The sequence below is a fragment of the Streptomyces sp. NPDC086077 genome, assembly GCF_040686175.1.
Lineage (GTDB): Bacteria > Actinomycetota > Actinomycetes > Streptomycetales > Streptomycetaceae > Streptomyces.
Genome location: NZ_JBFBJT010000010.1, coordinates 1 through 22,357 on the forward strand (window position 1 = coordinate 1; position 22,357 = coordinate 22,357).

General features: G+C 69.2%; 22 protein-coding genes and 1 pseudogene. 10 read left to right on the top strand and 13 right to left on the bottom strand.

Going from position 1 to position 22,357, the window contains the following annotated elements; genetic code table 11:
• Window positions 1-400: 400 nt before the first annotated feature.
• Window positions 401-1,654, top strand: coding sequence for a PP2C family protein-serine/threonine phosphatase (locus AB0O67_RS04835; protein WP_365446368.1), 1,254 nt, complete (start codon window positions 401-403; stop codon window positions 1,652-1,654).
• A 59-nt stretch (window positions 1,655-1,713) separates the two neighbouring features.
• On the opposite strand, the gene AB0O67_RS04840 is transcribed toward AB0O67_RS04835, so the two are convergent.
• From AB0O67_RS04840 to AB0O67_RS04850, 3 genes are all read right to left on the bottom strand, one after another.
• Window positions 1,714-2,220, bottom strand: a complete 507-nt coding sequence (locus AB0O67_RS04840; protein ID WP_365446143.1) for a hypothetical protein — start codon at window positions 2,218-2,220, stop codon at window positions 1,714-1,716.
• 66 nt (window positions 2,221-2,286) lie between these two features.
• On the bottom strand, window positions 2,287-2,847 hold the full coding sequence (locus AB0O67_RS04845; RefSeq protein WP_365446146.1) for a hypothetical protein: 561 nt from the start codon (window positions 2,845-2,847) through the stop codon (window positions 2,287-2,289).
• A 243-nt stretch (window positions 2,848-3,090) separates the two neighbouring features.
• Complete coding sequence (locus AB0O67_RS04850; RefSeq protein ID WP_365446149.1) at window positions 3,091-3,771, bottom strand: type III effector protein; 681 nt, start codon at window positions 3,769-3,771, stop codon at window positions 3,091-3,093.
• Between the two features lie 131 nt (window positions 3,772-3,902).
• Between AB0O67_RS04850 and AB0O67_RS04855 the strand changes: the two genes are divergently transcribed.
• From AB0O67_RS04855 to AB0O67_RS04880, 6 genes are all read left to right on the top strand, one after another.
• Window positions 3,903-4,337, top strand: coding sequence for an Hsp20/alpha crystallin family protein (locus AB0O67_RS04855; protein WP_365446152.1), 435 nt, complete (start codon window positions 3,903-3,905; stop codon window positions 4,335-4,337).
• A gap of 96 nt (window positions 4,338-4,433) precedes the next feature.
• On the top strand, window positions 4,434-4,829 hold the full coding sequence (locus AB0O67_RS04860) for a DUF2267 domain-containing protein (RefSeq protein ID WP_365446155.1): 396 nt from the start codon (window positions 4,434-4,436) through the stop codon (window positions 4,827-4,829).
• A 109-nt stretch (window positions 4,830-4,938) separates the two neighbouring features.
• Window positions 4,939-5,373 (top strand): DUF2267 domain-containing protein, encoded by a 435-nt coding sequence (locus AB0O67_RS04865; protein WP_365446158.1) that lies wholly within the window; start codon window positions 4,939-4,941, stop codon window positions 5,371-5,373.
• 546 nt (window positions 5,374-5,919) lie between these two features.
• Window positions 5,920-7,275, top strand: coding sequence for an FAD-dependent oxidoreductase (locus tag AB0O67_RS04870; RefSeq protein WP_365446161.1), 1,356 nt, complete (start codon window positions 5,920-5,922; stop codon window positions 7,273-7,275).
• A 48-nt stretch (window positions 7,276-7,323) separates the two neighbouring features.
• Window positions 7,324-7,665, top strand: a complete 342-nt coding sequence (locus AB0O67_RS04875; protein WP_365446164.1) for a hypothetical protein — start codon at window positions 7,324-7,326, stop codon at window positions 7,663-7,665.
• A gap of 125 nt (window positions 7,666-7,790) precedes the next feature.
• Window positions 7,791-9,422 (top strand): cytochrome bc complex cytochrome b subunit, encoded by a 1,632-nt coding sequence (locus AB0O67_RS04880; RefSeq protein WP_365446167.1) that lies wholly within the window; start codon window positions 7,791-7,793, stop codon window positions 9,420-9,422.
• A gap of 82 nt (window positions 9,423-9,504) precedes the next feature.
• Here AB0O67_RS04880 and AB0O67_RS04885 read toward each other — a convergent pair whose 3' ends face one another.
• From AB0O67_RS04885 to AB0O67_RS04905, 5 genes are all read right to left on the bottom strand, one after another.
• A complete protein-coding gene (locus AB0O67_RS04885; protein ID WP_365446170.1) occupies window positions 9,505-10,167 on the bottom strand; it encodes a TetR/AcrR family transcriptional regulator in 663 nt (220 codons plus the stop codon).
• Between the two features lie 65 nt (window positions 10,168-10,232).
• Window positions 10,233-11,165 (bottom strand): SDR family NAD(P)-dependent oxidoreductase, encoded by a 933-nt coding sequence (locus tag AB0O67_RS04890; protein WP_365446172.1) that lies wholly within the window; start codon window positions 11,163-11,165, stop codon window positions 10,233-10,235.
• 72 nt (window positions 11,166-11,237) lie between these two features.
• Complete coding sequence (locus AB0O67_RS04895) at window positions 11,238-11,981, bottom strand: SDR family oxidoreductase (RefSeq protein ID WP_365446175.1); 744 nt, start codon at window positions 11,979-11,981, stop codon at window positions 11,238-11,240.
• Window positions 11,982-12,113: 132 nt separating this feature from the next.
• The gene (locus AB0O67_RS04900; protein WP_365446178.1) at window positions 12,114-12,965 is read right to left on the bottom strand and encodes a helix-turn-helix transcriptional regulator; all 852 of its coding nucleotides are present in this window, start codon (window positions 12,963-12,965) and stop codon (window positions 12,114-12,116) included.
• Window positions 12,962-13,957, bottom strand: a complete 996-nt coding sequence (locus tag AB0O67_RS04905) for an aldo/keto reductase (protein ID WP_365446181.1) — start codon at window positions 13,955-13,957, stop codon at window positions 12,962-12,964. The genes AB0O67_RS04900 and AB0O67_RS04905 overlap by 4 nt, the downstream gene beginning before the upstream one ends.
• 218 nt (window positions 13,958-14,175) lie before the next feature.
• On the opposite strand from AB0O67_RS04905, the gene AB0O67_RS04910 reads away from it, so the two are divergent.
• Window positions 14,176-14,994 carry an alpha/beta hydrolase gene (locus AB0O67_RS04910; protein WP_365446184.1) on the top strand — a complete coding sequence of 273 codons (819 nt, stop codon included), beginning with the start codon at window positions 14,176-14,178 and terminating at the stop codon, window positions 14,992-14,994.
• 20 nt (window positions 14,995-15,014) lie between these two features.
• On the opposite strand, the gene AB0O67_RS04915 is transcribed toward AB0O67_RS04910, so the two are convergent.
• Window positions 15,015-17,411 carry a SpoIIE family protein phosphatase gene (locus AB0O67_RS04915; RefSeq protein ID WP_365446187.1) on the bottom strand — a complete coding sequence of 799 codons (2,397 nt, stop codon included), beginning with the start codon at window positions 17,409-17,411 and terminating at the stop codon, window positions 15,015-15,017.
• Between the two features lie 50 nt (window positions 17,412-17,461).
• On the opposite strand from AB0O67_RS04915, the pseudogene AB0O67_RS04920 reads away from it, so the two are divergent.
• Window positions 17,462-17,560 (top strand): annotated as a pseudogene (locus AB0O67_RS04920) (IS481 family transposase); the annotation flags it as partial.
• A gap of 67 nt (window positions 17,561-17,627) precedes the next feature.
• Here AB0O67_RS04920 and AB0O67_RS04925 read toward each other — a convergent pair.
• From AB0O67_RS04925 to AB0O67_RS04940, 4 genes are all read right to left on the bottom strand, one after another.
• Complete coding sequence (locus AB0O67_RS04925; RefSeq protein WP_365446190.1) at window positions 17,628-18,728, bottom strand: histidine kinase; 1,101 nt, start codon at window positions 18,726-18,728, stop codon at window positions 17,628-17,630.
• The gene (locus AB0O67_RS04930) at window positions 18,725-19,378 is read right to left on the bottom strand and encodes a response regulator transcription factor (RefSeq protein ID WP_365446193.1); all 654 of its coding nucleotides are present in this window, start codon (window positions 19,376-19,378) and stop codon (window positions 18,725-18,727) included. Before AB0O67_RS04930 ends, AB0O67_RS04925 begins: the two co-directional genes overlap by 4 nt.
• A gap of 154 nt (window positions 19,379-19,532) precedes the next feature.
• Window positions 19,533-20,195: a histidine phosphatase family protein gene (locus AB0O67_RS04935; RefSeq protein WP_365446196.1), complete on the bottom strand. Its 663-nt coding sequence runs from the start codon at window positions 20,193-20,195 to the stop codon at window positions 19,533-19,535.
• 235 nt (window positions 20,196-20,430) lie between these two features.
• On the bottom strand, window positions 20,431-21,480 hold the full coding sequence (locus AB0O67_RS04940; RefSeq protein ID WP_365446371.1) for a PP2C family protein-serine/threonine phosphatase: 1,050 nt from the start codon (window positions 21,478-21,480) through the stop codon (window positions 20,431-20,433).
• A 309-nt stretch (window positions 21,481-21,789) separates the two neighbouring features.
• On the opposite strand from AB0O67_RS04940, the gene AB0O67_RS04945 reads away from it, so the two are divergent.
• A complete protein-coding gene (locus AB0O67_RS04945) occupies window positions 21,790-22,266 on the top strand; it encodes a hypothetical protein (RefSeq protein ID WP_365446199.1) in 477 nt (158 codons plus the stop codon).
• Window positions 22,267-22,357 lie beyond the last annotated feature (91 nt).

Sequence of the window (22,357 nt, forward strand, 5' to 3'; positions counted from 1 at the left end):
TGAGCCATGGATCCATCGACACCCCTCCCAGGTGCGGCATGCGGGAGAAGGCGCGTCGGCTACCAGGATCAAGCTGCAGCCAAAACGCTTTTGTGGCTATTTTATCCTTATGGCCGCCGAATTTGGCGATCTTCAGCCCTTGCGAGGCACACGCGGACCCCCTGCACCACGACTGACCTTGGGCCGCTGTCCTGCCGCACCTGGCGGATCGAGGCCACGGCTGAGGATGGTGTTGGCGGTAGGGGAGCGGCTGGCGGGGCACTCCTGGTGGTATACGGTGCCGCGGTCACGGACGAAGCCCGGAGCGGCGGGACGTCCGGCGAGCGCAGCAACGGTCGATGCCGTCGGTGAGGCGAGGTGAGGACGCGTGGACCAGGAGCGCGAGGCCGGTGGGCGGCGGATGCTCGCCGGCCTGCTGGATGCCAGCCATCTGTTGCCCATCGACCGCCTGGCGGAGGCGGCGGCCGAACATGCCCGGGCCGCGGGCTTCACCGACGTGCTGATCTACCTGGGGGATCTGCAGCGGCGGGTGGTGCGCCTGCTGGAGGGGCCGAAGCCGCCCGACGGTGGTCACCAGACGGAGATCCGGATCGATGGCACCGCGCCGGGGCGGGCGTACCAGTACGGCCACATGGTGTCCGCTGATCCGTCAGAGGGCGAGGGTTCGGCGTGGTGGGTTCCGATCCTGGACGGCACCGAGCGGCTCGGGCTGCTGTATGCGGCAGCGGAGCATGACGACGCCCGCACACAGGAGGACCTGGACCGGCTGGCCGCCCTTATCGCTCTGATCCTCGTCAGCAAGCGGACCTCCAGCGACACGCTGGCGAAACTGTGTCGCACCGAGCCGCTGAACATCGCTGCCGAGATGCAGTGGAATCTGATGCCGCCGGGCACCTACGCCGACGGGCGGGTGATCATCTCCGCATCGATGGAACCGGCCTACCAGATCAGTGGCGATGCCTACGAGTACGCCACCGACGGACCCCTGGTGCATCTGACCATCTTCGACGCGATGGGTCACGACACCGCCGCCGGCCTGAGCGCGGCCCTCGCTTTGGGAGCCTGCCGCAACGCCCGCCGGGCAGGGGCCGACCTGGTTGCCAAGGCCGAGGGCGTAGAAGCAGCGCTGGTTGAACAGTACGACCACCACCGCTACGTCACCGGCGTCCTCGCCACCCTCGACACCCGCACCGGCATGCTCAGCTGGGTCAACCGCGGCCACTTGCCGCCCATCGTCATCCGCGGCAGCCGCTGGACCACCCACCTGAAATGCCCGCCCGCCCATCCCATGGGCACCGGTCTGGGCCTGGACAGCACCGTCTGCCACGAACAGCTCGAACCGGGAGACCGCATCGTGCTGTACACCGACGGCATCACCGAGGCCCGCGGCCCGGCCGGAAACGAATTCGGCGTGGACCGATTCACCGACTTCATCATCCGCCACCACGCCGATGGCCTGCCCGTCCCGGAAACCTTGCGCCGCCTGGTCCACGCCGTCCTCGACTACCACGAGGGCAAGCTTCAGGACGACGCCACCGTGCTGCTGTGCGAATGGCTCGGGCCGAGCCCGAGCGGCACGGGAGCAGCAGCCGCCCTGGTCGGCCTGCCAGAAGCCCAGCCAGCTCCCGACGAGCGGACGGACACGGCGACATGACTACCGACCTGCGCGTAAGCCGACGCTACCGCCGTCTTGAGTCTCTGCTGCCGCTGGCGTCAGGTGACCAACAGGCGGTTGAAGAACGAGCGGTAGTGGCGTAGGGCCTGCCGCAGGTCCTCGGTGTTCGCCTGTTCGCCCCGGTTCCACTGCCCTTCCAGTTCTTGTTTGTGGTCGGCGAACGTCGTGGCCAGCCTCTGCATGACGTCGGCGACGAGTGCATCGGCGGTGTGTACGGCGTCGCGCGGGTCGTCCACGAACTTGTTCTGCACCTCCTGCCAGCGTGTGCGGAAGCCTTCCTCGTCCTCCGGGGTGAGGAGCTGCGGGACCTCGTCCTGCGTGCTGGAGTCCGTTCCCGCCGCCGCGTCCTGAGTGGCTCCGCCGACCCCCGTGGTCTCGTCTTCCGCGGGCTTGCCTGTCGTGTCGGTGCTTTCACCAGGGAAGGTCGGTACGTCGGTCGGTGTCCTGGTCGCGCCCTCCTGCGTGGACCCTTCTCGTGGGTGGGCGAGGTCGTCGGTGGACAGGCCGCTCGTGGTGGCGGTATCCGGTATGTCTCTGCGCTCCATGTCTCCTCCATTCCGGGGGGGGGCATTCCCTCCCGGATCGGGGCTACGGGCGATTCGCCGATCTGTTCAGGCCGGGGCGTGGCGGCGTGGACCGCCGCCGTCGGAGAGCAGCTCGTCGAACAAGGCCCGGTAGTGCACCATCGCCCCCCGCAATTGCTCCGTTGTCGCCTCGTGCCGGGTGCTGAGCTCGTCGACATCGTGCGCGGCCCGGTAGTGCTCGAGTGTGCGGCTGTGCTCGACCGAGAGGTCTTTGAGCTGCTGCTCGAAGTCCTGGGTCGGGTAGCCGCGCTCGTGCATCAAGGAGGTCACGAGGCGATCCGCGTCGTGGACGGCATCCTCGGGACGGTCCACGAACTCTTCCTGAACGCTGGTCCAGTCCCTGGAGTACCGATCCCTCACGCCGCTGTCCAGTGGCTTGATGTCCAGCGCGTCATGCCGTTTCTCGCGGGCCCTGAGCTCACGCTCGCCGGCCATGCGGTTGTCGGCGTCCCCCATCGTTCGTTCGTACTCCGGGCCGAAGCGCTCACGTAGCTTCCGGCGGCGCATGAGCAGCGAGGCCGCCACGGCCGCCACGGCGATCACCACCACGATGGGAACGATGATTGCCAGAAGTGTCCCTGTCGACATCGGGCAGACCTCCTCACTTACGCCTTTATGTGCCTTTCTATGACGAATTGCCGCTTCTTTGCCTTTGAAACGAGGTGCGTTCTCCGGCTGTACAGGTCGGTCTTATCCGGTGCGTCGACTCACCGCTGCCAAACGGCCGTCGCCTCCCGGGACGGCGGATGCGGGCGCGGACGGACCGCAGGAGGACCCCGTCCTGGCCCTGATCGGGGTGCTACTCCCGCGGCGCCGTACGTCGCCACCGCGTCACGCTTGGCTGTGACGCTGGTCGCCGCTGTGTCGGCGGAGCCGGTGTGTGTGGCGCACGATGTCGTCGACACGCGCGGCGAGGTCGGGGTGGTCGGACTCCAGATGCGCGTGTGTAGCTGTCAGGGGGCCGACGAGGGCGGCGGCGTCGTTGTCGGCGAGGGCGGCACTGAGCTCGGCGAGCGGGGTGCGCGCGGCGCTGGAGAGGTCGGTGAGCGCGGTGATCTGGCCGGCGAGCCGGCGAAGGTCCGCGGCGTTGACGCGGGCCCAGGCGGTGACGGTGCGGTCGGCGGCGCGGCGGTCGCGGGCGGCCCGAACCCGCTGTTCGCCCGTCGACCCCGGGCTGCCTGGGCGTACGCGCAGATAGCGGCGCTCGGCGGCCTGGCGGCTGGAGACGCCGAGGGGGTGGGCGAGCTCGGCCCAACTGGCGCCCGCCTCCCGGGCCACTTCGATCAGGCTCGGTTCCCACTCGGCCAGCTGGTCGCGCACTTCGCGCAGCAGCAGGAGTGCGGCGAGTGCCTGCTCCGAGCTGTCCTGGCCCGGCTCGGGGTGCTTACCGTCCGGCGAGGTCCGGGCGGCGCGCATGACCTCGTTGATCTGGTGCAGCGCCGCGGCGGCGGCGACGAAAGATGCCGGGGTGATGCCGCGGCCATGGGCGGTGGGCTGATCGTCAACGGTCATGAAGCCTCCTGATTCTGGCGTCGTCATCTGGATGACGCATTCACTTGTCATCGTCTGGATGACGTGTTACAACGATGGCAGGTGAACGCATTGGCAGCAAGTGCCTGACTGACCGCTGGAGGTGTTTCACGATGTTGATGCGCACCGATCCCTTCAGGGAGCTCGACCGCCTCACCCAGCAGCTTTTGAACACGACCGGGACTTGGTCGCGGCCGTCGGCGATGCCCATGGACGCCTATCGGGAGGGCGAGGAGTACGTGATCGCCCTTGACCTGCCCGGTGTGTCCGCGGACGCGATCGACATCGACGTCGAGCGGAACATGCTGACCGTCAAGGCCGAGCGGCGGCCTGTCACCAAGGCGGACGACGTGCAGATGGAGCTCTCCGAGCGGCCTCTGGGCGTCTTCTCCCGCCAGGTCATGCTGGCCGACACCCTGGATACCGAGCGGATCAAGGCGGACTACGACGCGGGTGTGCTGACCCTGCGTATCCCGATCGCCGAGCGCGCAAAGCCGCGCAAGATCGCCATCGGCGGCGGCTCCGCGCACAAGGAGATCAGCGGCTGAGTCTCCGCCCCAGCCGCGCGCCGGAGGCCGGGGGCGGCCTTCCCCGCGGTCGCCCCCCGGCCTCCGCTCTCCGCCGCACATGCCAAGGGAGCAGCGATGACCATGCGATGGGAGGCGTTCCTCAACCAGGTCCGGGAACGCGGCGAGTACAAGACCACTGAGGAAGCCGAGCGGGCGGCCCGCACCGTGCTGGCCCTGCTGGGCGCGCACCTGGTGGGACGGGTACGGGCGGAACTGGCCGCCCGGCTGCCGGAACACTTGGCACTCATCCTGCTCAATCCGCTCCAGGCACACGAACCGCTCTCCCCTGAGCGATTCGTACGGGCCACCGCGGCATGGATCGAGGGAGCCACGGAACAGACCGCGACGTGGGACGTGAGCGCTGTGCTCAGCGTGGCCGCCGACGCGGCGGGCGACGAACTCACCCGCCGCATCCTGCTCCAGCTCCCAGCGGGATACGACCTGCTGTTCGGCCACCCCCAGCCCGCATAGCCCCGGCAGCGGCACCTCTTCCCCCACCCGAGCGAGGCCGGTGGTCGGCGGGCGAGTCCCGGCCACCGCTTCGCGATCACCTGAGACGAGAAAGGCAACCGCGTCACCGATGATTCCCCTGCAGGAGCCGCGCCGGTCCACCGCGGGTATGACGTTCGAGCAGATGCTGGAAAGAGTGCGTCACGAAGGCGCATACGCCACCTGCGCACAGGCCGAGGAGTCCGTGGGCGCCGTGCTGGCCGCCCTCGGACGCCAGATCACCGGCGACGAGCGAGTGGAGCTCGCGGCCAGATTGCCCCACGAGGCCGCCGTCGCCTTCACAGCCCAGATCCCCGCCACCGAACGCCTCACCGGCTGGGGCTTCGTCAAAGACGTGGCGTCCCACACCGGCGGCACGGCAGCCACCGCCCGATGGGACACCGGTACCGTCCTGCGCATCGTGGCACAACTCGCCGGCGAGGAACTCCTGAGTCGCATCCTCGCCCAACTCCCCTCCGGCTACGCCCTGCTGTTCGGCCGTGCCGAACTCACCCAGGCGGCCTGACGCACGCGGCACGCGCTCATCGCGATCCAGCCCGTGCTACGCGATCCGACCCGGCTCTGCGGCGCAAGTTGCCGGCAGCGCCGGGTCGTTGTCTCACATGTGCACCGCGAGACCGAGCGGGCAGCCCGGCAGTGCCGACTGCTCCGGGCGCCCGCCTGGTGAGCACCGACCGCAAGGACCACGCCGCCCAGATCGCGCAGGTCCACCTCGATGCGCGAGGCGGGACGGTGTCGGCCGAGTCCGGGGTCGGCCGGACAGGTGAAAACGTGCAGGTCGGCATGCCGGCCGAAGCGGAGCCGAGTGGGTCGGGCCACGGACCGGTCCGTCCTGCCCAGGCGTTCCGGCGCCGGGCCACGGCGGGCTCCGCGGCCACACCCACGCCGCCCGTGTGCTGCGGATCTCGTCGGTGCAGCCGGGTCGTCCGGCCCCGGCAGGTGGCCAGCTCCGGGAAGACGGCCTCCCGTGCCCGGAGCCCGCTTAAGAACGGCTGTCACACCGCTCCGCCCCACCTTGTCTGTTTGGTGAGCACAACCAACAGAGGGAACCATGCGTGAGATTCTGATCGTCGGCGGGGGCTACTCGGGCTTCTACACGGCTTGGGGGCTCGAGAAGAGGCTGCGCAAGGGCGAGGCCAGGGTAACGATCGTGGACCCGCGCCCCTACATGACCTACCAGCCGTTCCTGCCGGAGGTCACGGCGGGATCGGTCGAAGCACGCCACGCCGCGGTGTCGTTGCGGCGACACCTGAGCAGCACCCGAATCATCGCGGGCAGCGTCACGCAGATCCGCCATGCGGACAGAACGGTCGTCGTCCGGCCCGCGAGCGGAGCCGACTACGAGCTCGGATACGACATCCTCGTGGTCACCGCCGGCGCGGTCACTCGTACCTTCCCGATTCCGGGGCTCGCCCAGCAGGCGATCGGTCTGAAGCACGTGGAAGAGGCGGTGGCCGTTCGTGACCAGCTGATGACCGCCTTCGACCAGGCAGCTTCGCTGCCGCCGGGCGCGGAGCGCCGGAAGCTGCTCACCGTGACCTTCGTGGGGGGCGGCTTTTCCGGCGTCGAAGGTTTCGGTGAACTGCTGTCGCTGGCGACCGCCATGCTCGAGTCCTATCCGGAACTGAGCTTCGACGAGCTGTCCTTCCACCTGGTCGAGGCCCGTGACCGCATTCTGCCCGAAGTCTCGGACGGGCCCGGCGCCTGGGTGGTGCGCTCACTGCAGCGGCGAGGTGCGCGCGTCCATCTGAACACGCAGCTCGTCTCGGCCGTGGACGGACACGTCGTGCTCTCCAGCGGTGAGAAGTTCGACTCCGCACTGATCGTCTGGACAGCGGGCAATGCCTCGAACCCGGTCGTGCACAACCACACGGACCTGCCGGTCGATCAGCGAGGCCTGCTCGTGGTCCGCCCGGATCTTCGCGCGGGCACCGACAGCGACCCGGTGCCGGACGTCTGGGCCGCCGGGGACGACGCCGCGGTGCCGGACCTGGCGTCACCCGTTCCGGGGGCACACACGGTGCCGAACGCCCAGCACGCCGTACGACAGGGCAAGCTGCTCGCGAAGAACATCGTGGCGAGCCTGCACGGAGGCAGGATCCGTCACTATCGCCACAAGAGCCTGGGAGTCGTGGCGACGCTCGGGTTGGGGCGAGGCATCTTCCAGTACAAGAGCATCGTCATCAAGGGTGTTCCCGCCTGGCTGATGCACCGCGGCTACCACGTTCTGGCCGTGCCCACGTGGGAGCGCAAGGTCCGTGTTCTCAGTGTCTGGCTCACTGCGGCCCTGTTCGGCCGGGACCTCGTCTCCCTGGCCTCCGTCCAGCACCCACGGGACGCGTTCGTTGCCGGTGGCGATCCGCAGCGCCCCGGCGAGGGGCACAGGAGCGACCAGGTGCCGGCGTGAGCCGGCGGCGGGCCGCTCACACTCTCATTCCTTCCTTGGAGGCACAGTATGGACGCGCGTGAGGAGGCCGCACGCGGCTTGATCGACATGGAGCACTTCTTGTACAGGCAGGCCCACATGGCCGCGGCGAGACGACGTGTCGCAGCCTTCCTCGCCTATGTGCCGGAACTGACGATGGAGCAGAGAGTCCGTATCGAGCGCTGGTACGTCGAAGAGCAGCGACACGTCGCGCGCATGGTGACGGGACACATCACCAACGCCCTCGAAGCGGCGCAGGAAGAGCATGAGCTGCGCTTGGGACGATGGCTGCGGGGGACCAGGACGTCGATGATCCTGATCAGCCTGACCATGGTGCTGATCGTCGCTGTGATTCTCGGCTCGCTGCGCTGACGCGGCCCCCACCCATGTCACAAACAATCGGGCCACCCGGTCATAAAGGTGACAGGAACTAGCACACCCGGACCCCGCGGTGCCGGTGCGCAGTGCCTTCACCGGTGAAAGTTGAGTGGTGACGTATGGAAAACGAGAGCACGTCGACCCGTGCGCGGCTGGGTGGGGCGGGGATGGGGGAGAAGGTCGCCCAATGGGTCGACCGCCGGCTCGGGACCCGCCACCTCAAAGGGACCGTCATGAGCAGGGTCTTCCCCGACCACTGGTCCTTTCTCCTGGCGCAGATCTGTCTCTACAGTTTTCTCGTCCTCCTGGTGACAGGTATTTACCTGTCCTTCTACTTCCACCCCTCCTCCGCGCCCATGGTGTATCAGGGCAGCTACGCCCCTCTGCGGGGCCAGCTGGTGTCGGAGGCCTTCAACTCGACCATGCACATCTCCTTCGACGTGCGCGGTGGCCTCCTGATCAGGCAGGCCCACCACTGGGCGGCGCTCATCTTCGTCGCCGCCATGTTGACGCATGTGATGCGCGTCTTCTTCACCGGTGCCTACCGGATGCCGCGTGAGATCAGTTGGGTAATTGGCCTGCTCCTGCTGGTCCTGGGAATGTTCGGCGGACTGACGGGATACGACCTGCCGGACGATCTGCTTTCCGGAACCGGGCTGGCGGTCGTGAACGGGACGCTCCTGTCCATACCCGTGGTCGGCACCTACCTGTCAATGTTCCTGTTCGGGGGAAGCTTCCCGGGCGACGACGTGATAGGGCGCTTCAACACGATCCACGTCGTCCTCATACCCGCCGTCATGGTCACCCTCATCGTCGTGCAGATCGTGCTGTTCCGGCGGCAGGGCAACGCGCAGTTCCCCGGACCAGGTCGAACCAACCGCAATGTCGTCGGTCTGCCCTTTCGCGTGTACGCCGCAAAATCCGGGGGCTACTTCTTCCTGGTCACTGGAATGATCTTCACCATCGCGTCGATCGCGCAGATCAACCCCATATGGCGCTACGGGCCCTACCGTGCGGACCAGGTCTCGGCGGGGTCCCAGCCCGACTGGTACATGGGCGTCGCCGACGGCCTGCTCCGTGTCATGCCCGGCTGGGAGATCAACGCGTGGGGTCACACCTTGGCTCTCGACAACCTCATCCCGCTGATGGCAAGCGCCGGCCTCTTCCTGGCCCTCGGTGTCTATCCCTTCATCGAGTCCTGGGCGACGGGTGACGATCGCGAACACCATCTTCTCGACAGACCACGCAACCGCCCGGTGCGTACCGGCTTCGGCGCGGCTTGGCTGACCGCCTACGGCGTGGCCCTGATCGGAGCGGCCAACGACCTGATCGCCACTCAACTGCACGTGTCCGTGAACGCGGTGACGTGGGCGGTCCGCGTCGGGCTCGTCGCGGCCCCGCCGATCGCCTACGTCGTGGCGAAGCGGTGGGCTCTCGGTCTCCAGCGTCGGGACCGCGACATGGTGCTGCACGGCCGGGAGACGGGCGTCATCCGCCGACTGCCACATGGCGAGTTCGTCGAGGTTCACCAACCGCTCGCCCGGGCGGACCTGTACACCCTCACGGCACACCAACAGTACGCACCCCTGACGGCCGCCCCTGTCGCAGCCGGCCACGGGGCGGATCCCAGGCCGACCGCATCCGCGCGGCTGCGAGCCGGGCTCAGCCGCGTCCTCTACGGTCCGGGCACGCAGATCCCCAAGCCGACGGCGGACGAGGACCGGCAGATCACCGGCCCGCACCGGCCCTGACCAGGGCCGCGTTACGTCGGTCGGCCGTGGCGGACCACAGTCCCCTGGTCCTCGACCTCGGAAGGCCAGGGGACTGTCGGCATCAGGGTGTGTCGTTCTCCGGAGGAGGCGTCGGTGACGGGGGAGAGGCGGAGGACGGTGTGACGCCGTCGATCAGGTTGGTGACCAAGGCGACGACGAAGTCGTCGGTAACGGGCTCGTCAGGGACCAGCATCCGGTGGTAGACGGCGCCCCAGAGTTGGTCGACGAGGACCTGGACGTTCACGTCGTCCCGGATCTGGCCCTGCTGCTTGGCACGTAGCAGCCGCTCGCCGGCCAGCCGTCGCCGCTCGGAGGAGTACATCGAGCGGAAGGCTGAGGCCAGGTCCTCGTCGGTCTGGGACTGGCCGATCAATTCGGTCACCACCCGTCCGGCCGGTGTCCGGGTCAGTATCCGCGCGAACGCGCGCAGTTGCTTCGTGAGGTCGGCGCGGATGTCGCCGGTGTCCTCGAAAGCGAGGGACTCCTCGACGGCGTGGAAGTAGCCCTCCAGGGCGAGGGCGCCCTTGGAGGGCCACCACTTGTAGAGCGTCGTCTTGCTGACACCGGACAGGCGGGCCACCCGCTCGAAGGTCAGGTCGGCGATTCCCTCGTTGAGGAGCACCTCCCCGACCACGCGGAAGACGTCCGCACGGACCTCGTCGGCCGGGCGACGCCCCCGCCCGCGGGCCGGGCGCCCGTCGGCGCCCTCGGCCTGCTTCGTCACGTTGTCTCTCCCTCGCAGCGTTCCCTGATCCGACCAGTCTAGGAAGCCGGACGTCAGGAACCGGCTCACGCCGGCACGATGCGATCGTGTTCCGCGGCCGAGGGCCGCGCTCCCCGGACGTGGAGGAGTTCGCCGAAACCGAGGCGGGTGACGAACTGCTCCTGGGCACGGCGCAGGACCTCGTTGACCTCCTCCACGCCGGCCTGACTGAAGTCGACCACGGTCCGGAAGGGGCGGGTGCCGGCCGGAAGGGCGAGAACGCGGGTGATCTCCTCGGCGACGGCACGCGGGTGGGCGTCCACGCCGGGCGGGAACAGGGCCTCCGTGGCCGCCTCGTTGCGGGCCACCATCGCATCCAGCGGGGCGTAGGCGTCGGCGCGCACGGCGTCATCGGTGCGGCCCGCGTTGGGGAAGTGCTCGGTTCCCTGGGTGAAGGGGCCTGGCATCACGATGGTGGTCTCGATGCCGAACTGGCTCACCTCGTACGCCGTGACCTGGGCGAGCGCGTCGGCGGCGGACTTCGACGCCACGTAGGGGCCCATGAAGGGCGGCACCACCACCGAGGTGGTGCTGCCGACGTAGAGGAGGGTGCCGGAGCGACGTGACCGCATGTGAGGCAGGGCTGCCCGGTTGACGCGCTGGATGCCGACCATGTTGATGTCCAGGAGGCGGTGGATGTCCTCGGGCGTGAACGCCTCCACGTAACCGACGTAGAGGTGTCCGGCGTTGTGGACGACGGTGTCGAGCCGGCCGGCCTCGCCGATGACGGTCGCCACTGCCGCTTCGGCCGAGGCTTCGGACTGCACGTCGAGTTCCACGACGCGGATGTCCTGTCCTTCGTGGCGGCCGAACTCCAGGAGTTCCTCGGCGCGGTCGGCGTTGCGGCCCCGGACGTCGCGCATGCTGGCGTAGACGGTGTGGCCGGCAGCGGCGAGCGCGCGGGCGGTGAGGTTGCCGATACCGGTGGCGGCGCCGGTGATGAGAACGACGGATGACACGGGTGGTCTCCCCTTTCGGAGAACGGTTCTTCGAGATGCTGGGGCGGTGGTTCCGGTGCCGTGACGACGACGTCAGGCGAGACCGCCGTTGGTGTAGAGAACCTGGCCGTTGACCCAGCGGGCGGGTCCGGCGAGGAAGGCGACCGATTCGGCGACGTCCTGCGGGGCACCGAGCCGCTCCAGCGGGGTGGCCTTGGCGAAGTTGGCGACCGTGGCCTCGTCCTTGCCCTCGAGGAAGAGCGGGGTGGCGATCGGGCCCGGCGCGACGGTGTTGACGGTGATGTCCCTGCCGCGCAGTTCGCGGGCGAGGATCAGCGTGATGCTCTGCGCGGCGGCCTTGCTCGCGACGTACGCGCCGTAGGTCGGGAGCTGGGTGCGAGTGACCGATGTGGACACGTTGATGATCGCGCCACCGGAGCGGACGCGACGAGCGGCCTGCTGGGCGACGACGAAGGTGCCGCGGATGTTCGTGCGGTGCATCCGGTCCAGGTCGTCCAGATTCAGTTCGGCGATGGGCGCGAGCACCATGATTCCGGCGGTGTTGATCACCACGTCGATCCCGCCGAATGCGGTCTCGACGGCGTCGAAGGCCACTCCCATGGCGTGCTCGTCGGCCACGTCACCGCCGACGGCGACGGCCTGCCCGCCGGATGCGGTGATCTCGGAGACGAGGGATTCGGCCTTGACCTTGTTGCCGGAGTAGTGCACCGCGACGGCGAACCCGTCTGCGGCGAGCCGCTCGACGACTGCCCTGCCGATGCCGCCGGAACCGCCGGTGACGAGGGCGACACGCGGGGTGGTGGGGGTGGTGGTCATGGTCTTCCTCCTGCTCCGTTGAATATGAACGCTGAGTTCATATAAGCACGGATGTGTACGCCACGTCCATATAGTTCGGCGAGTTTTTTCGTAGAGGCTTGTTGACCCTGCTCGCTGTCCCTCGGGGAGTACTCAGCTGCCGAGAGGGTGTTCCCCCAGCACCTCGAGGAACTCGAACTGCTCGGCAGTGCTCGACCCCGGCTGCGGCCGGAAGAGCACCATGCGGTGCCCAGTGGCCGAGCCGAGAACGACATCGCACTGCACATCGAGCGGCCCCACATGCGGATGGACCAGTCGCTTGCGCGTGGAGCCCAGAGGGCTGACCGCCATCTCGTCCCAGTACCGGGCGAACTCCTCGCTGGCCTGAAGCAGGTCGGCGATCAGGCGGTCCGCCACGGCGTCCTTGCCACGCCGTGCGGCGGCGGACCGCAGGTCGGCGGCGTAGCCGCGCCCGATCGCCTCGTGTTCCTCGCTGGCGTTGAGCGCCCGCGACTCCGGATCGGTGAACCATCGCCAAGTCACATTGCCGGTCCGCTCGTCGCCCAGCTCCCACGAGCCGAACAGCGCCCGGCTGAGCCGGTTCTGGTCGAGCATCGTGGACAGGTCGTCCATGACATGCGCCGGCACCGTGGTCAGGGCGTCGAGCAGGAACAGCATCGCGGGGTCGACGTAGCGGCCGGCCGCGCCTGCGGGCGGCGGCGCGTAGCCGGCGAGCCGGTAGAGATGATCGCGCTCGGCCACGGACAGGCGCAGTGCCCCGGCCAGGCTTGCCAGCACCGCCTGCGACGGGTGCGCGTTGCGGGCCTGCTCCAGCCGCTCGTAGTAGTCGACGGAGATGTCGGCCAGGAGCGCGACCTCGGAGCGTCGCAGACCGGGGGTCCGGCGGCGGCCGCCCGCGACCAGCCCGACGTCGGCCGGCCGCAGCGCCTCACGCCTGGCCCGCAGAAACTCTCCTAGGTCGTTGTGGTTCATCTCGATGCTCATTCCTGGATCGACGTCATGGCCTCCGAGTAGTACCGCTCACCCGCCACCTCGACGGCGGGAATCGCCTCCTCGAGCTCGCTCAGCGTATCCGCGTCCAAGGTGAGCGCCGCGGCGGCGACATTCTCCTCCAGATAGGAGCGCCGCTTGGTGCCGGGAATGGCGGTGGCGCCCTGGGCCAGCACCCACGCCAGAGCCAGCTGCCCGGGCGTGACGCCGACCCGCTCGGCGATCTTCCGCACACGGTCGGCGAGCGCGAGGTTGTGCGCGAAGTTCTCATCACTGAAACGGGGGGCGGTGCGCCGCCAGTCCTGCTCCGAAAGCTCGTCGAGCGAGCGAAGCCGACCGGTCAGGAACCCGCGGCCCAGCGGTGCGTAGGCCACGAAGCCGATACCCAGCTCGCGCACCGTGTCGAGTACGCCGTTGGTCTCCACCGTCCGCGTGAACAGGGAGTACTCGGTCTGCACGGCCGACAGGGGGGCGGCCGCGTGGGCGGCGCGGATCGTGTCGGCGGATGCCTCGCTGATGCCCAGGTACCGCACCTTGCCCTCCGCGACCAGCTCGCCGAGCGCGCCGAACGTCTCTGCCACCGGTACGTCGGGGTCGACGCGGTGCAGGTAGTACAGATCGACAAGGTCCGTGCCGAGCCGGCGCAGGGAGCCCTCCACCGAGCGACGCAGGTACTCCGGCCGGCCGTTCGGACCGCCGACGACGTTCCCCGACTCGTCCAGTGTCAGTCCGCCGAACTTCGTCGCCAGAAGGACCCCGTCCCGATACGGCGCCACCGCGCGTCCGACCAGTTCCTCACCCGTGAACGGGCCGTACATGTCGGCCGTGTCGAACAACGTGACCCCGAGCTCGACCGCCCGGTGGATCGTCTCCACCGAGCCGGCGTCGTCCCGGGTGCCGTACATCGCGGTCATCCCCATGGTGCCCAGTCCTTCGACCGACGCCGTCATGCCCTGGCTGCCGATGCGGTGAGTTGTGATGCTCATGTGGTCCTCCTGCCGTGGCCGCCCACCGTCCGGTGGCCGTGCGGCAAGCATCGGCCGGTTCGGCACCGCCTCGATCGTCCGGCTCAGCCCCGTTCCGGGAGGACGACGCTGAGTGGCTCCGAGACCGTCAGCCGTGCACGGCCTCCCGCGTGCCTGGTACTGGTCTGCATAGGCGGGACGTTCCCTGGTGCCTCGTTCCGGGCGGCTCGACTGTGGGGATGTGGCCGGCGGACGCAGCGGTCACCGGCACTCGCCCCTTCGCGACTGCTGCCCCCTTTGTGGGCTTCGTCACCCTGGCGTTCGACGCCGCTTACCAGGGGCAGAGCGAGGGTGAGCCGCGCGGCCTGGAGGACCCGGCTCACCGGGTGGAGGACATGAAGGCAGCGGTCTCCTTCCTCACCGCCCGCGACGAAGTCGACCCCGAACACATCGGAGGGCTGGGCATCTGCGCCTCCGGCGGTTACCTGCTCACCGCCGCCGCGTCCGACCACCGCATCAAGGCCGTCGGCACCGTCAGCGGCGTGGACATCGCCCGCCAGTTCCGCCTGGGCGCCGACGGCACCCAGGATCCCGCCGTCTTTCAGGGCATGCTCGACGCGGCCGCAGCCGCCCGAACCGCCGAGGCCCGCGGCGAGGGTGTCCAGACCTTCCAGCTCTTCCCCGACACCGCGGAGCAGGCCCGTGCCCTGGCCGGGCAGCACGGCTACGAGGGGTACGAGTACTGCTGCACCGACCGCGCCCAGCACCCGTGCTCGACCAAGTTCCTCCCCTGGTCCAGCATCGACCACCTGGCTACCTTCGACGCCTTCCGCTTCGTCGACATGATCGCGCCCCGCCCGCTGCTGATGGTTGTGGGACGCGAGGCGGAGACCTCCTGGATGGGGGTGGAGGCGTTCCAGCATGCCCGGGGCCGGAAGGAGCTGCACTGGATCAACGGCGCCAGCCATGTCGATCTCTACGACAAGGAGCAGTACGTCGGCCCCTCAGTTGCGAAGCTGGCAGAGTTCTTCGCGGCCCACCTCGGCGAGGCCAAGTAGACCACCGGGTCCCAGGGCGGTCAGGCCGCTTCCGTGAGGGGTTCCTCGGCCCAGATGGTCTTGCCCCGGTCTTCGTAACGCGTTCCCCACCGTTGGGCGAACTGCGACACCAGCAGCAGACCGCGGCCGCCCTCGTCGGTCGTACGAGCGTGTCGCAGGTGTGGTGCGGCGCTGCTGCCGTCGGAGACCTCCACGCTCAGCGTGCGGTCGCGGATCAGTCGTAGCTGTATGGGCGGTTCGGCGTACCGGATGGCATTGGTGACGAGCTCACTGACGATGAGTTCGGTGGAGAACGCCTCGTCGTCCATGGCCCAGGTACTCAGCTGGCGAGCTGTGAGGGAACGGGCGGTGGCGACAGCCTCCAGGTCGGTGGGGAGCATCCAGGTGGCGACGCGCCCGGGATCGAGGGGCCGGGTGCCCGCGACGAGAACCGCAGCGTCGTCGTGGGGGTCGGCGGGGACCATCGTCTCCGTCAGTCGCAGGCAGAGGTCCTGCGGGGACTCGTGTGACATGGACAGCAGGCGGACCAGCTCGTCGTACCCTTCGTCGCCGGTGAAGGCCTGCAGCAGCCCCGGTGTGAACAGGATCAGCCGGCATTCGCCGGGCAACGGGATGGTGGACTTGGTGAAGGGCGGCCCGGGCCGGCCGAGCGGCGGCCCGGCCGGGATGTCGGCGAAGGTCACGGAGCCGTCCGCTCCGGCCGCGGCCAGCCCCGGGCGTCCGGCCGCGGCCGCGGTGCACTGACAGGTGACCGGGTCGAAGACCAGGTAGAGGCAGGTGGCACCGACGGGGCTCCCGGTCGGCTGCTTGACCGACTCCTCGGCGTCCATCTGGCGGACCAGGTCGTCGAGGCGGGCCATCAGCTCGTCGGGTGCAAGACCGAGGGCTGCCATGGTGTGGACGGCTGTGCGCAGTCGTCCCATGGTGGCGGCGGTACGCACACCGCGGCCGGGGGTGCTGCCCGCCACCAGGGCCACACGGGCTCCGGGCAGGGCGATGACGTCGGTCCAGTCGCCGCCCGCGCCTGACTGGACCCAGTGGTGTGCCGCCTGAACCGCCTGGGGCACCTCAAGGTGCTCGGGCACCAGACCGCGCTGCAACGTGAGCACGGTGTTGCGCTCGCGCACGTAGCGGCGTGCGTTGTCCAGCGCGACGGCGGTACGGGCGGCAAGGTCCTGTGCCAAGGTGAGGTCGTCGTCCTCGAAGGCGCCGCGGGCGGTCCACCGGTACAGGGTGACCAGTCCCAGCACACAGTCCCGGGTCAGCAGGGGGACCGCCATCAGCGAATGGACCCCCTCTTGCCGCATGCGCCGGCCCCGGACCGCGTCGCCGCGTACCCACCTGCTGTCCGCTCCGACCGAGCGCACGAGACGCGGCCTGCGGTCGGCGAGCAACTGGACGGCGGGCGCGGCGTCAGGGAAGTTGCTCACGTCGCCGACCGTGTACGCACCCGGCTGGGTGTGGCGGCGGATCGACCGGGAGGCGGCCCGCCGCAGCGTCCAGCCGGCCTCGCCCGGCCTGGTCGGCGGCTCTTCTCCGGCCAGCACCGGTTCGAGAAGGTCCACGGCCACGCTGTCGGCCAGCCGTGGCACCACCACGTCGGCCAACTCCGCCGCGGTGCCTATCACATCGAGGCCGGTTCCGATCCGGGAACCGGCGTCCGCGATCAGGGCGAGGCGTTTTCGGGCACGGTGCTGCTCGGTCACGTCGACGACGAGGTCGGCGATTCCGAGGACGCGGCCGTCGGGGTCCTCCAGGCGGAACACGGATGCCGAATACACGTGCTCACGGTCGGGATCGCCAGGGGGACAACCGCGCTTCTCGAAGGCCAGGGCCGGCTGTCCGGTCTCCAGGACCTCGGCCATGACCCGCTCGGCGACCTCCGCGCTGAAGTCGGGCCACGCCTCGGTGGGCCGCAGCCCCAGCCCCTCGGTCACCCGGGTCCCCTGCATGCCCTCCGCCGCGGCGTTGTACCGCGTCAGGCGTAGGTCAGGGTCAAGGAGGAACAGGCCGACGGGGGAGCGGGTGAACAGTGCCTCCAGAAGCGCCCGGTCGACGGCGGCCGCCGTCCCTTCCCCGGGCCGCGTCTCGCTTGGCCCGCCCGATGACACATCGACCTTCCAGTGCGGCTCGGGTCCCACCGCGTGTTCAGCGCTCACCCGCACCCGGCAGCCGACGTGGTGCCCGTCCTGGTGCCGCAGTACGACATCGGCGTTTCCCTCGTTGGGCGCCCCGTCGGTGACCAGGTCCTTGGCCGCCCGGCCGAGGACCTGCTGCGCGGGGTAGCCGAAGAGCTCCTCGGCGGCCGGACTCCAGGCGATCACGATGCCCTGGTCATCGACCTCGAACGACGCCGTGCGCGTCCCGCTCTCCACGGCTCCGCTCCCGCGGCTGCTGCTGCCTGTCGACTCGTTCATGATCACCCGGCCGTTCTCACGCTGGGTCCAGTGCGATCGTGTTCGTTCTCCCCGGCTGGTTGCACACCTACCACCACCACCGCGGACGCACCGCGCTCAAGGGTCAGTCGCCCACCAGCCGCGTCCCCCGCCTCCCGGGTCAATACACCTGGGCGCCTCCGCACCTGGCTGTCAGGACGCGGAGGCACACGGCTGAGCAGCCCTCCTGGGTCTTCCTCACGTTGTGGCTTCTCTCGGGAGCACCACGCAGATCTCGTAACCGCCGTCGCTCGTGGGGCCCGAGGTCATGGTGCCCCCGAGGAGCTCGGTGCGCTGGCGAAGACCGATCAAGCCATGGTGTGCGCTGGGGAGAGGAAGGGCCGGCCGGGTCGGCGCGGTGTTGGTGACCCGGACGCGGACGCGGCCATTGGTGCGGCACAGGTCGATGCGTGCGGTAGCACCGGGAGCGTGTTTGCGTGTGTTGGTCAGGGCTTCCTGAACGGTGCGGTAGATCGCGCGCTGGACGGTGGGCGAGAGATCCTCGGGCAGGTCTGTCTTGAGCTCCGTCTCGATCCCGCAGTTGTCTGCCAGCTTCTGGAGGTCGGTGAGGACCGGCTGCGGCGTGAGTTCCGTGGGGCGGCCCCCGGAGGCGCGGAGGACGGTGACCATGTGGCGCAGCTCGTCGAGCGTCTGCGCGCTCAGTCGCCTGATCGTCGCAGCGGCCTCCTTGACGTCGGGATCTGTCGTGCCGACCTGCAGGGCTCCGGCACGGACGGCGATCAGACTGACCTGGTGGGAGACGACATCGTGCATCTCCCGCGCGAGCTGGGCGCGTTCCTTGGCCAGGACGGCCTGGGTGGTCAGCAGCTGCTGATGGTCACGTGCCTCCGAGATCTCGGTCAGTTTCAGCGAGAGGTCGCGGCGTGTGTGCACGAGCTGCCCCAGAAACACGGCGGCTGCCGCCGTCGCCGAGGTGTAACCGAGCGTGATCAGTGTCGAGGGGTCGGTCAGATCGAGTTCCAACGACGGCAGGAGCGTCGCGTCGCTCAGCGCGAAGGCCAGGGCGCACACGACCAACAGCGCTCGGGCGCGATTGAGGGAGGCGAGTGTGTACAGCGCGGCCAGGCACGCGAAGACCGCATCGGACAGCAGGACGGCAGGAAGGGTGAGCATGAAGGTGAGCAGTGGTCGCCGCCGGCGCAGCAGCAGAGCGACGGCGGCCACCAGGCCACAGGCCGTCCGCCACAGCTCTTCGGCATCCCAGTGGACCCAGACGTCGAGGAGGGCCAGGCTCATCGCCATGCCGTCCAGTAGCAGCGGTTGCAGGCGGCGGTTCATCCTGGGCCCCTGGTGAGGAGTCCGGCTCGCTGGGCGAAGAGGGCGGCCTGCACCCGGCCGCTCACCTCCAGCTTGGTGAGGATCGCGCTGACGTGATCCTTGACCGTGCCGGTGCTCAGGTGCATCCGGGTCGCGATGTCGGCGTTCGACAGGCCCTCGGCGATGAGGACGAGCACTTCGCGTTCACGTTCGGTCAGGCGCTTGAGAACCTGCGGTGGGTGCTCCTGCGCTCCTGCGCTCAGGTAGCCGTCCACCACCACGCGAGTCACCTTGGACGACAGCACCGTGCCGCCGCGGGCCAGGCTGCGCACCGCGAGCGGCAGGGCCTCGGGATCGGTGTCCTTGAGAAGGAAACCGGCAGCGCCCGAGCGCAGTGCCGTCTCCACGTACTCGTCCATGTCGAACGTGGTCAGCATCGCCACTACGGGAGGTTCCGGCAGTCGGCGAATGTCACCCAGCACCGTGAGCCCGTCCACGTCCGGCATCCGGATGTCCAGCAGGACGACGTCGGGGCGCGTCTCGCGCACCGTCCGCAGTGCCTGCCCGCCGGACACCGCCCCAACGACCTCGATGCCGTCGGCGGCGTCAAGGATGCGCTGGAAGCCCGTGCGGATCAGGGCTTCGTCGTCGACCACCAGTACCCGGATCACCTGTGCTCCAGCCGCTGTCGGACCACTGTCCGATTCGTACCACGCCGAGGGCTGCTCCGCCGCTGGACGCCGTCCGTGGAAAGGCCGTCGGCCCGCCACGGCAGCCGGTCCGGGGGCTGGACCACACAGGTAGGAGATCGTCGCCGTGGCTCGCTCAGCATCCTGGCCGGAAGAGGAGGGGTGGATACCGTCCGGTCGTTGCCTGCCTGGTCAGCGCCATGAGGGATGCGGAGCCGTCGGCCGACTGCTGTTGCTGCGGGATGGCCATGAGGCCGAGCCGGGCGTTCCAGCAGCCGTCGCGCATCGTGAGCGTGACCGCGGGGGGCGGGACACCTAGATGCCAGAAGTCGCGGGCGGATGCCGACAGGACATGGACCAGTGCGGCCTGGATGACGGCGGCCTCGGTGATCGTGAGGATGCGCGCCGCGTCGGCGGGCAGAGAACTCAGCCATTCCGCTGTCCGCCGGCAGAGCCGAGCGACGGACTCACCCCCGTGCGGAGCGGCGCCGGGATCCGTCAGCCAAGCCGAGAAGCCGTAGGGGTCTTCGGCCACGATGTCCTTCCGCGGGCGGCCGTACCAGCCGCCGTAGTCCAGGTCACGCAGCGCCTTCTCCGGCGTGGCTGGGACCGCCAGAGCCCTGGCGGCCCGTGCGCAGCGTGCGGAGGGCGCTCTGAGGGCCAGGGAATACGGCGGAAGGAGATGCTCCGTCGCCTTGACCTGCCGCCGTCCGCGGTCACTCAGGGCACCGTCCCCGATGACCAGGTCATCGCTGACTTCCGCACCGGTTGCACAGAGCATCGTCACTCGGAGAGTCATCCTGTGACCTCCTTCTCCGATCGGGACGGTGACGCCGCCGGCCCCGCCTTTCGATCAACCGGGGGACTTGGCGGCGCGCCGTGACAGGCACAGCAGGCGGTTCGCCGCGATGTGGACCACGGGGGCCGCCGGGAGACCAACGGCAGCATGGGTCAAGACTTCAGGAATCGTGCCGGTACAACCATCCGGCAGGTGGCCGGACCGGCCCCCGCCGACCGGCGGGCCCTCACCTGTCTCACCTCGCCGCTTCGCCGGCGACTTTCGTCGCGCTCGGGCACCGCACGGCAAGGGCCGCGATGTCGTCGTCGAGCTTTCCGTCGCTGAAGTGGAGCAGGTCGCGGTGAAGCCGGTCGAGCAGGTCGCGGGGTGGCCGCGGGCCTTGCCGCCGCATCCAGTCCGGCAGAGGGAAGAACTCGCCGGTGCGGTCGCGGGTCTCCGTCACGCCGTCGGTGTAGAGCAGCAGCTGGTCGCCTGGGGCGAAGGCGACGGTGTCGACGTAGTAGTCGTCCCCGATGAGCGCCGAGAAGTGCAAGGGCGGCGAGGGCGTGGTGGGCTCCAGGACGTGGGTCTCCCCGTGGTGCAAGAGCAAGGGTGGGGGGTGCCCGCAGTTGAGAAGTCTTACCTGGCCGCCGCCGTGCGGGATCTCGGCGATGAGCGCGGTGGCGAAGCGCTCCGGCAGGTCCTGGGTGGGGAACCCGGCGCTGTGGCGTGTGCTGCTGATCTCCAGGCGATGCATGACGCCGCTCAGGTCGGGCTCGTCGTACGCGGCCTCCCTGAAGCAGCTGATCACCGCTGAGGCCGCTCCTACGGCGGACAGGCCCTTGCCGCGTACGTCGCCGATGAGCAACCGGATCCCGTACGGTGTGCCGGCTGCCTCATAGAAGTCGCCGCCGATCCGGGCCTCCTCCTGGGCCGCCAGGTACAGCGACTCGATCTCGAAGCCCTCGATGCGGCGCGGCAGGGGACGCAGGAGCACCTTCTGGGCTGCGTCGGCGACGAGCCGGACGCGGAGGAGTGCCTCCTCGCGCTGGAGCCGGACATGGCTTGCATAGGCGGCTGCCAAGGTGACCGCGACGATCGCGGCTGCCGTGTACGGCGTCCCCAGGTCGGTGTAGGCGAAGCTGAGGCCGATCATGACCAGCAGGCAGAACGTGCCCAACAGGATCGTGGGGATCACGGGCCACATTGCCGCGGCGAGGGCGGGTGCGGCGGGCAGGAGGCGGCTGATGGCGATCTCCCGCGGTGTGGAGAACGCCAGGCCGGCGATGAGGACGGTAAGGACCATCGGTGACAGCAGAGCAGCTTCCCAGTGGCCGTCGTAGGGAGGACGACGGCGCTGCAGCTGTCTGGGCGTGATCACAAAGTGCATCATATCCGGGCGAAGCGGGTATCCAGTTCCTTTATGCCCGTACCGAGGGCGGCGGCCGTGGGGCGGTCCAGCAGGGCGGGGGCATGCGGATGGTCGAGACGGTTCATCGGTGCAACACGGCGGAGATTTCGTGAAAAGCCGGGTGCCGACTTCGCGACAAGCGGAGCATTCCGAGTGCGAAGTGTCATGTACCGGATTGACGACATCTCACGACAGGAGTCGCGGATGAAGCGCTTACGGAGAACACAGTTGCTGGGCCTCGGTGTCATGGCGCTGATGCTCGGTCTGGTCGCCGCCCCCACCGCGCAGGCCACACCGGCCGAGGCAACAGCCGCTGCCCCCAGCGCCGTCGAGTGCAGCGGCAGCTGGGACGGCAAAACCTACTGGGCCAAGAGCCCCGCAGGGCGCAATGGGGGCGGATACGCGCGCACCTACTGGAACGCCTCGACCAAGCGCAACTGCGCGAAGTTCTGGTCCAGCCCCTACGACGGCCTGGCGTCGAAGATCACGCTGTACCTCCACGACGAGAGCGGTGACTACACCGCCGACCCGCCCCCGGAGCACCCGGAGAACTACCACTACTACGCCGGGCCGCTCTACACCTGGTTCGACGCGACCGGTCACTGCATCCACTTGAGCGGTTCGCTGGTCCGCGGCGGGGTGACCTACCGCCTCAGCACCGGGGACATCCGATGCGGCTGATCCGTCGTCACCGAACCGGCCGGGCGGGCTGTCGGGCCCCGGTGGATGGAGTCGGGAGCCGTACGTCGACGACGCCAGCGCCCTGGACATC

Coding starts and splice junctions, on each gene's coding strand:
- AB0O67_RS04835 (WP_365446368.1), top strand. CDS start 401: ATGCTCGCCGGCCTGCTGGATGCCAGCCATCTGTTGCCCATCGACCGC.
- AB0O67_RS04840 (WP_365446143.1), bottom strand. CDS start 2,220: ATGGAGCGCAGAGACATACCGGATACCGCCACCACGAGCGGCCTGTCC.
- AB0O67_RS04845 (WP_365446146.1), bottom strand. CDS start 2,847: ATGTCGACAGGGACACTTCTGGCAATCATCGTTCCCATCGTGGTGGTG.
- AB0O67_RS04850 (WP_365446149.1), bottom strand. CDS start 3,771: ATGACCGTTGACGATCAGCCCACCGCCCATGGCCGCGGCATCACCCCG.
- AB0O67_RS04855 (WP_365446152.1), top strand. CDS start 3,903: ATGTTGATGCGCACCGATCCCTTCAGGGAGCTCGACCGCCTCACCCAG.
- AB0O67_RS04860 (WP_365446155.1), top strand. CDS start 4,434: ATGACCATGCGATGGGAGGCGTTCCTCAACCAGGTCCGGGAACGCGGC.
- AB0O67_RS04865 (WP_365446158.1), top strand. CDS start 4,939: ATGATTCCCCTGCAGGAGCCGCGCCGGTCCACCGCGGGTATGACGTTC.
- AB0O67_RS04870 (WP_365446161.1), top strand. CDS start 5,920: ATGCGTGAGATTCTGATCGTCGGCGGGGGCTACTCGGGCTTCTACACG.
- AB0O67_RS04875 (WP_365446164.1), top strand. CDS start 7,324: ATGGACGCGCGTGAGGAGGCCGCACGCGGCTTGATCGACATGGAGCAC.
- AB0O67_RS04880 (WP_365446167.1), top strand. CDS start 7,791: ATGGAAAACGAGAGCACGTCGACCCGTGCGCGGCTGGGTGGGGCGGGG.
- AB0O67_RS04895 (WP_365446175.1), bottom strand. CDS start 11,981: ATGACCACCACCCCCACCACCCCGCGTGTCGCCCTCGTCACCGGCGGT.
- AB0O67_RS04900 (WP_365446178.1), bottom strand. CDS start 12,965: ATGAGCATCGAGATGAACCACAACGACCTAGGAGAGTTTCTGCGGGCC.
- AB0O67_RS04905 (WP_365446181.1), bottom strand. CDS start 13,957: ATGAGCATCACAACTCACCGCATCGGCAGCCAGGGCATGACGGCGTCG.
- AB0O67_RS04910 (WP_365446184.1), top strand. CDS start 14,176: ATGTGGCCGGCGGACGCAGCGGTCACCGGCACTCGCCCCTTCGCGACT.
- AB0O67_RS04915 (WP_365446187.1), bottom strand. CDS start 17,411: ATGAACGAGTCGACAGGCAGCAGCAGCCGCGGGAGCGGAGCCGTGGAG.
- AB0O67_RS04925 (WP_365446190.1), bottom strand. CDS start 18,728: ATGAACCGCCGCCTGCAACCGCTGCTACTGGACGGCATGGCGATGAGC.
- AB0O67_RS04935 (WP_365446196.1), bottom strand. CDS start 20,195: ATGACTCTCCGAGTGACGATGCTCTGTGCAACCGGTGCGGAAGTCAGC.
- AB0O67_RS04940 (WP_365446371.1), bottom strand. CDS start 21,480: ATGGTCCTTACCGTCCTCATCGCCGGCCTGGCGTTCTCCACACCGCGG.
- AB0O67_RS04945 (WP_365446199.1), top strand. CDS start 21,790: ATGAAGCGCTTACGGAGAACACAGTTGCTGGGCCTCGGTGTCATGGCG.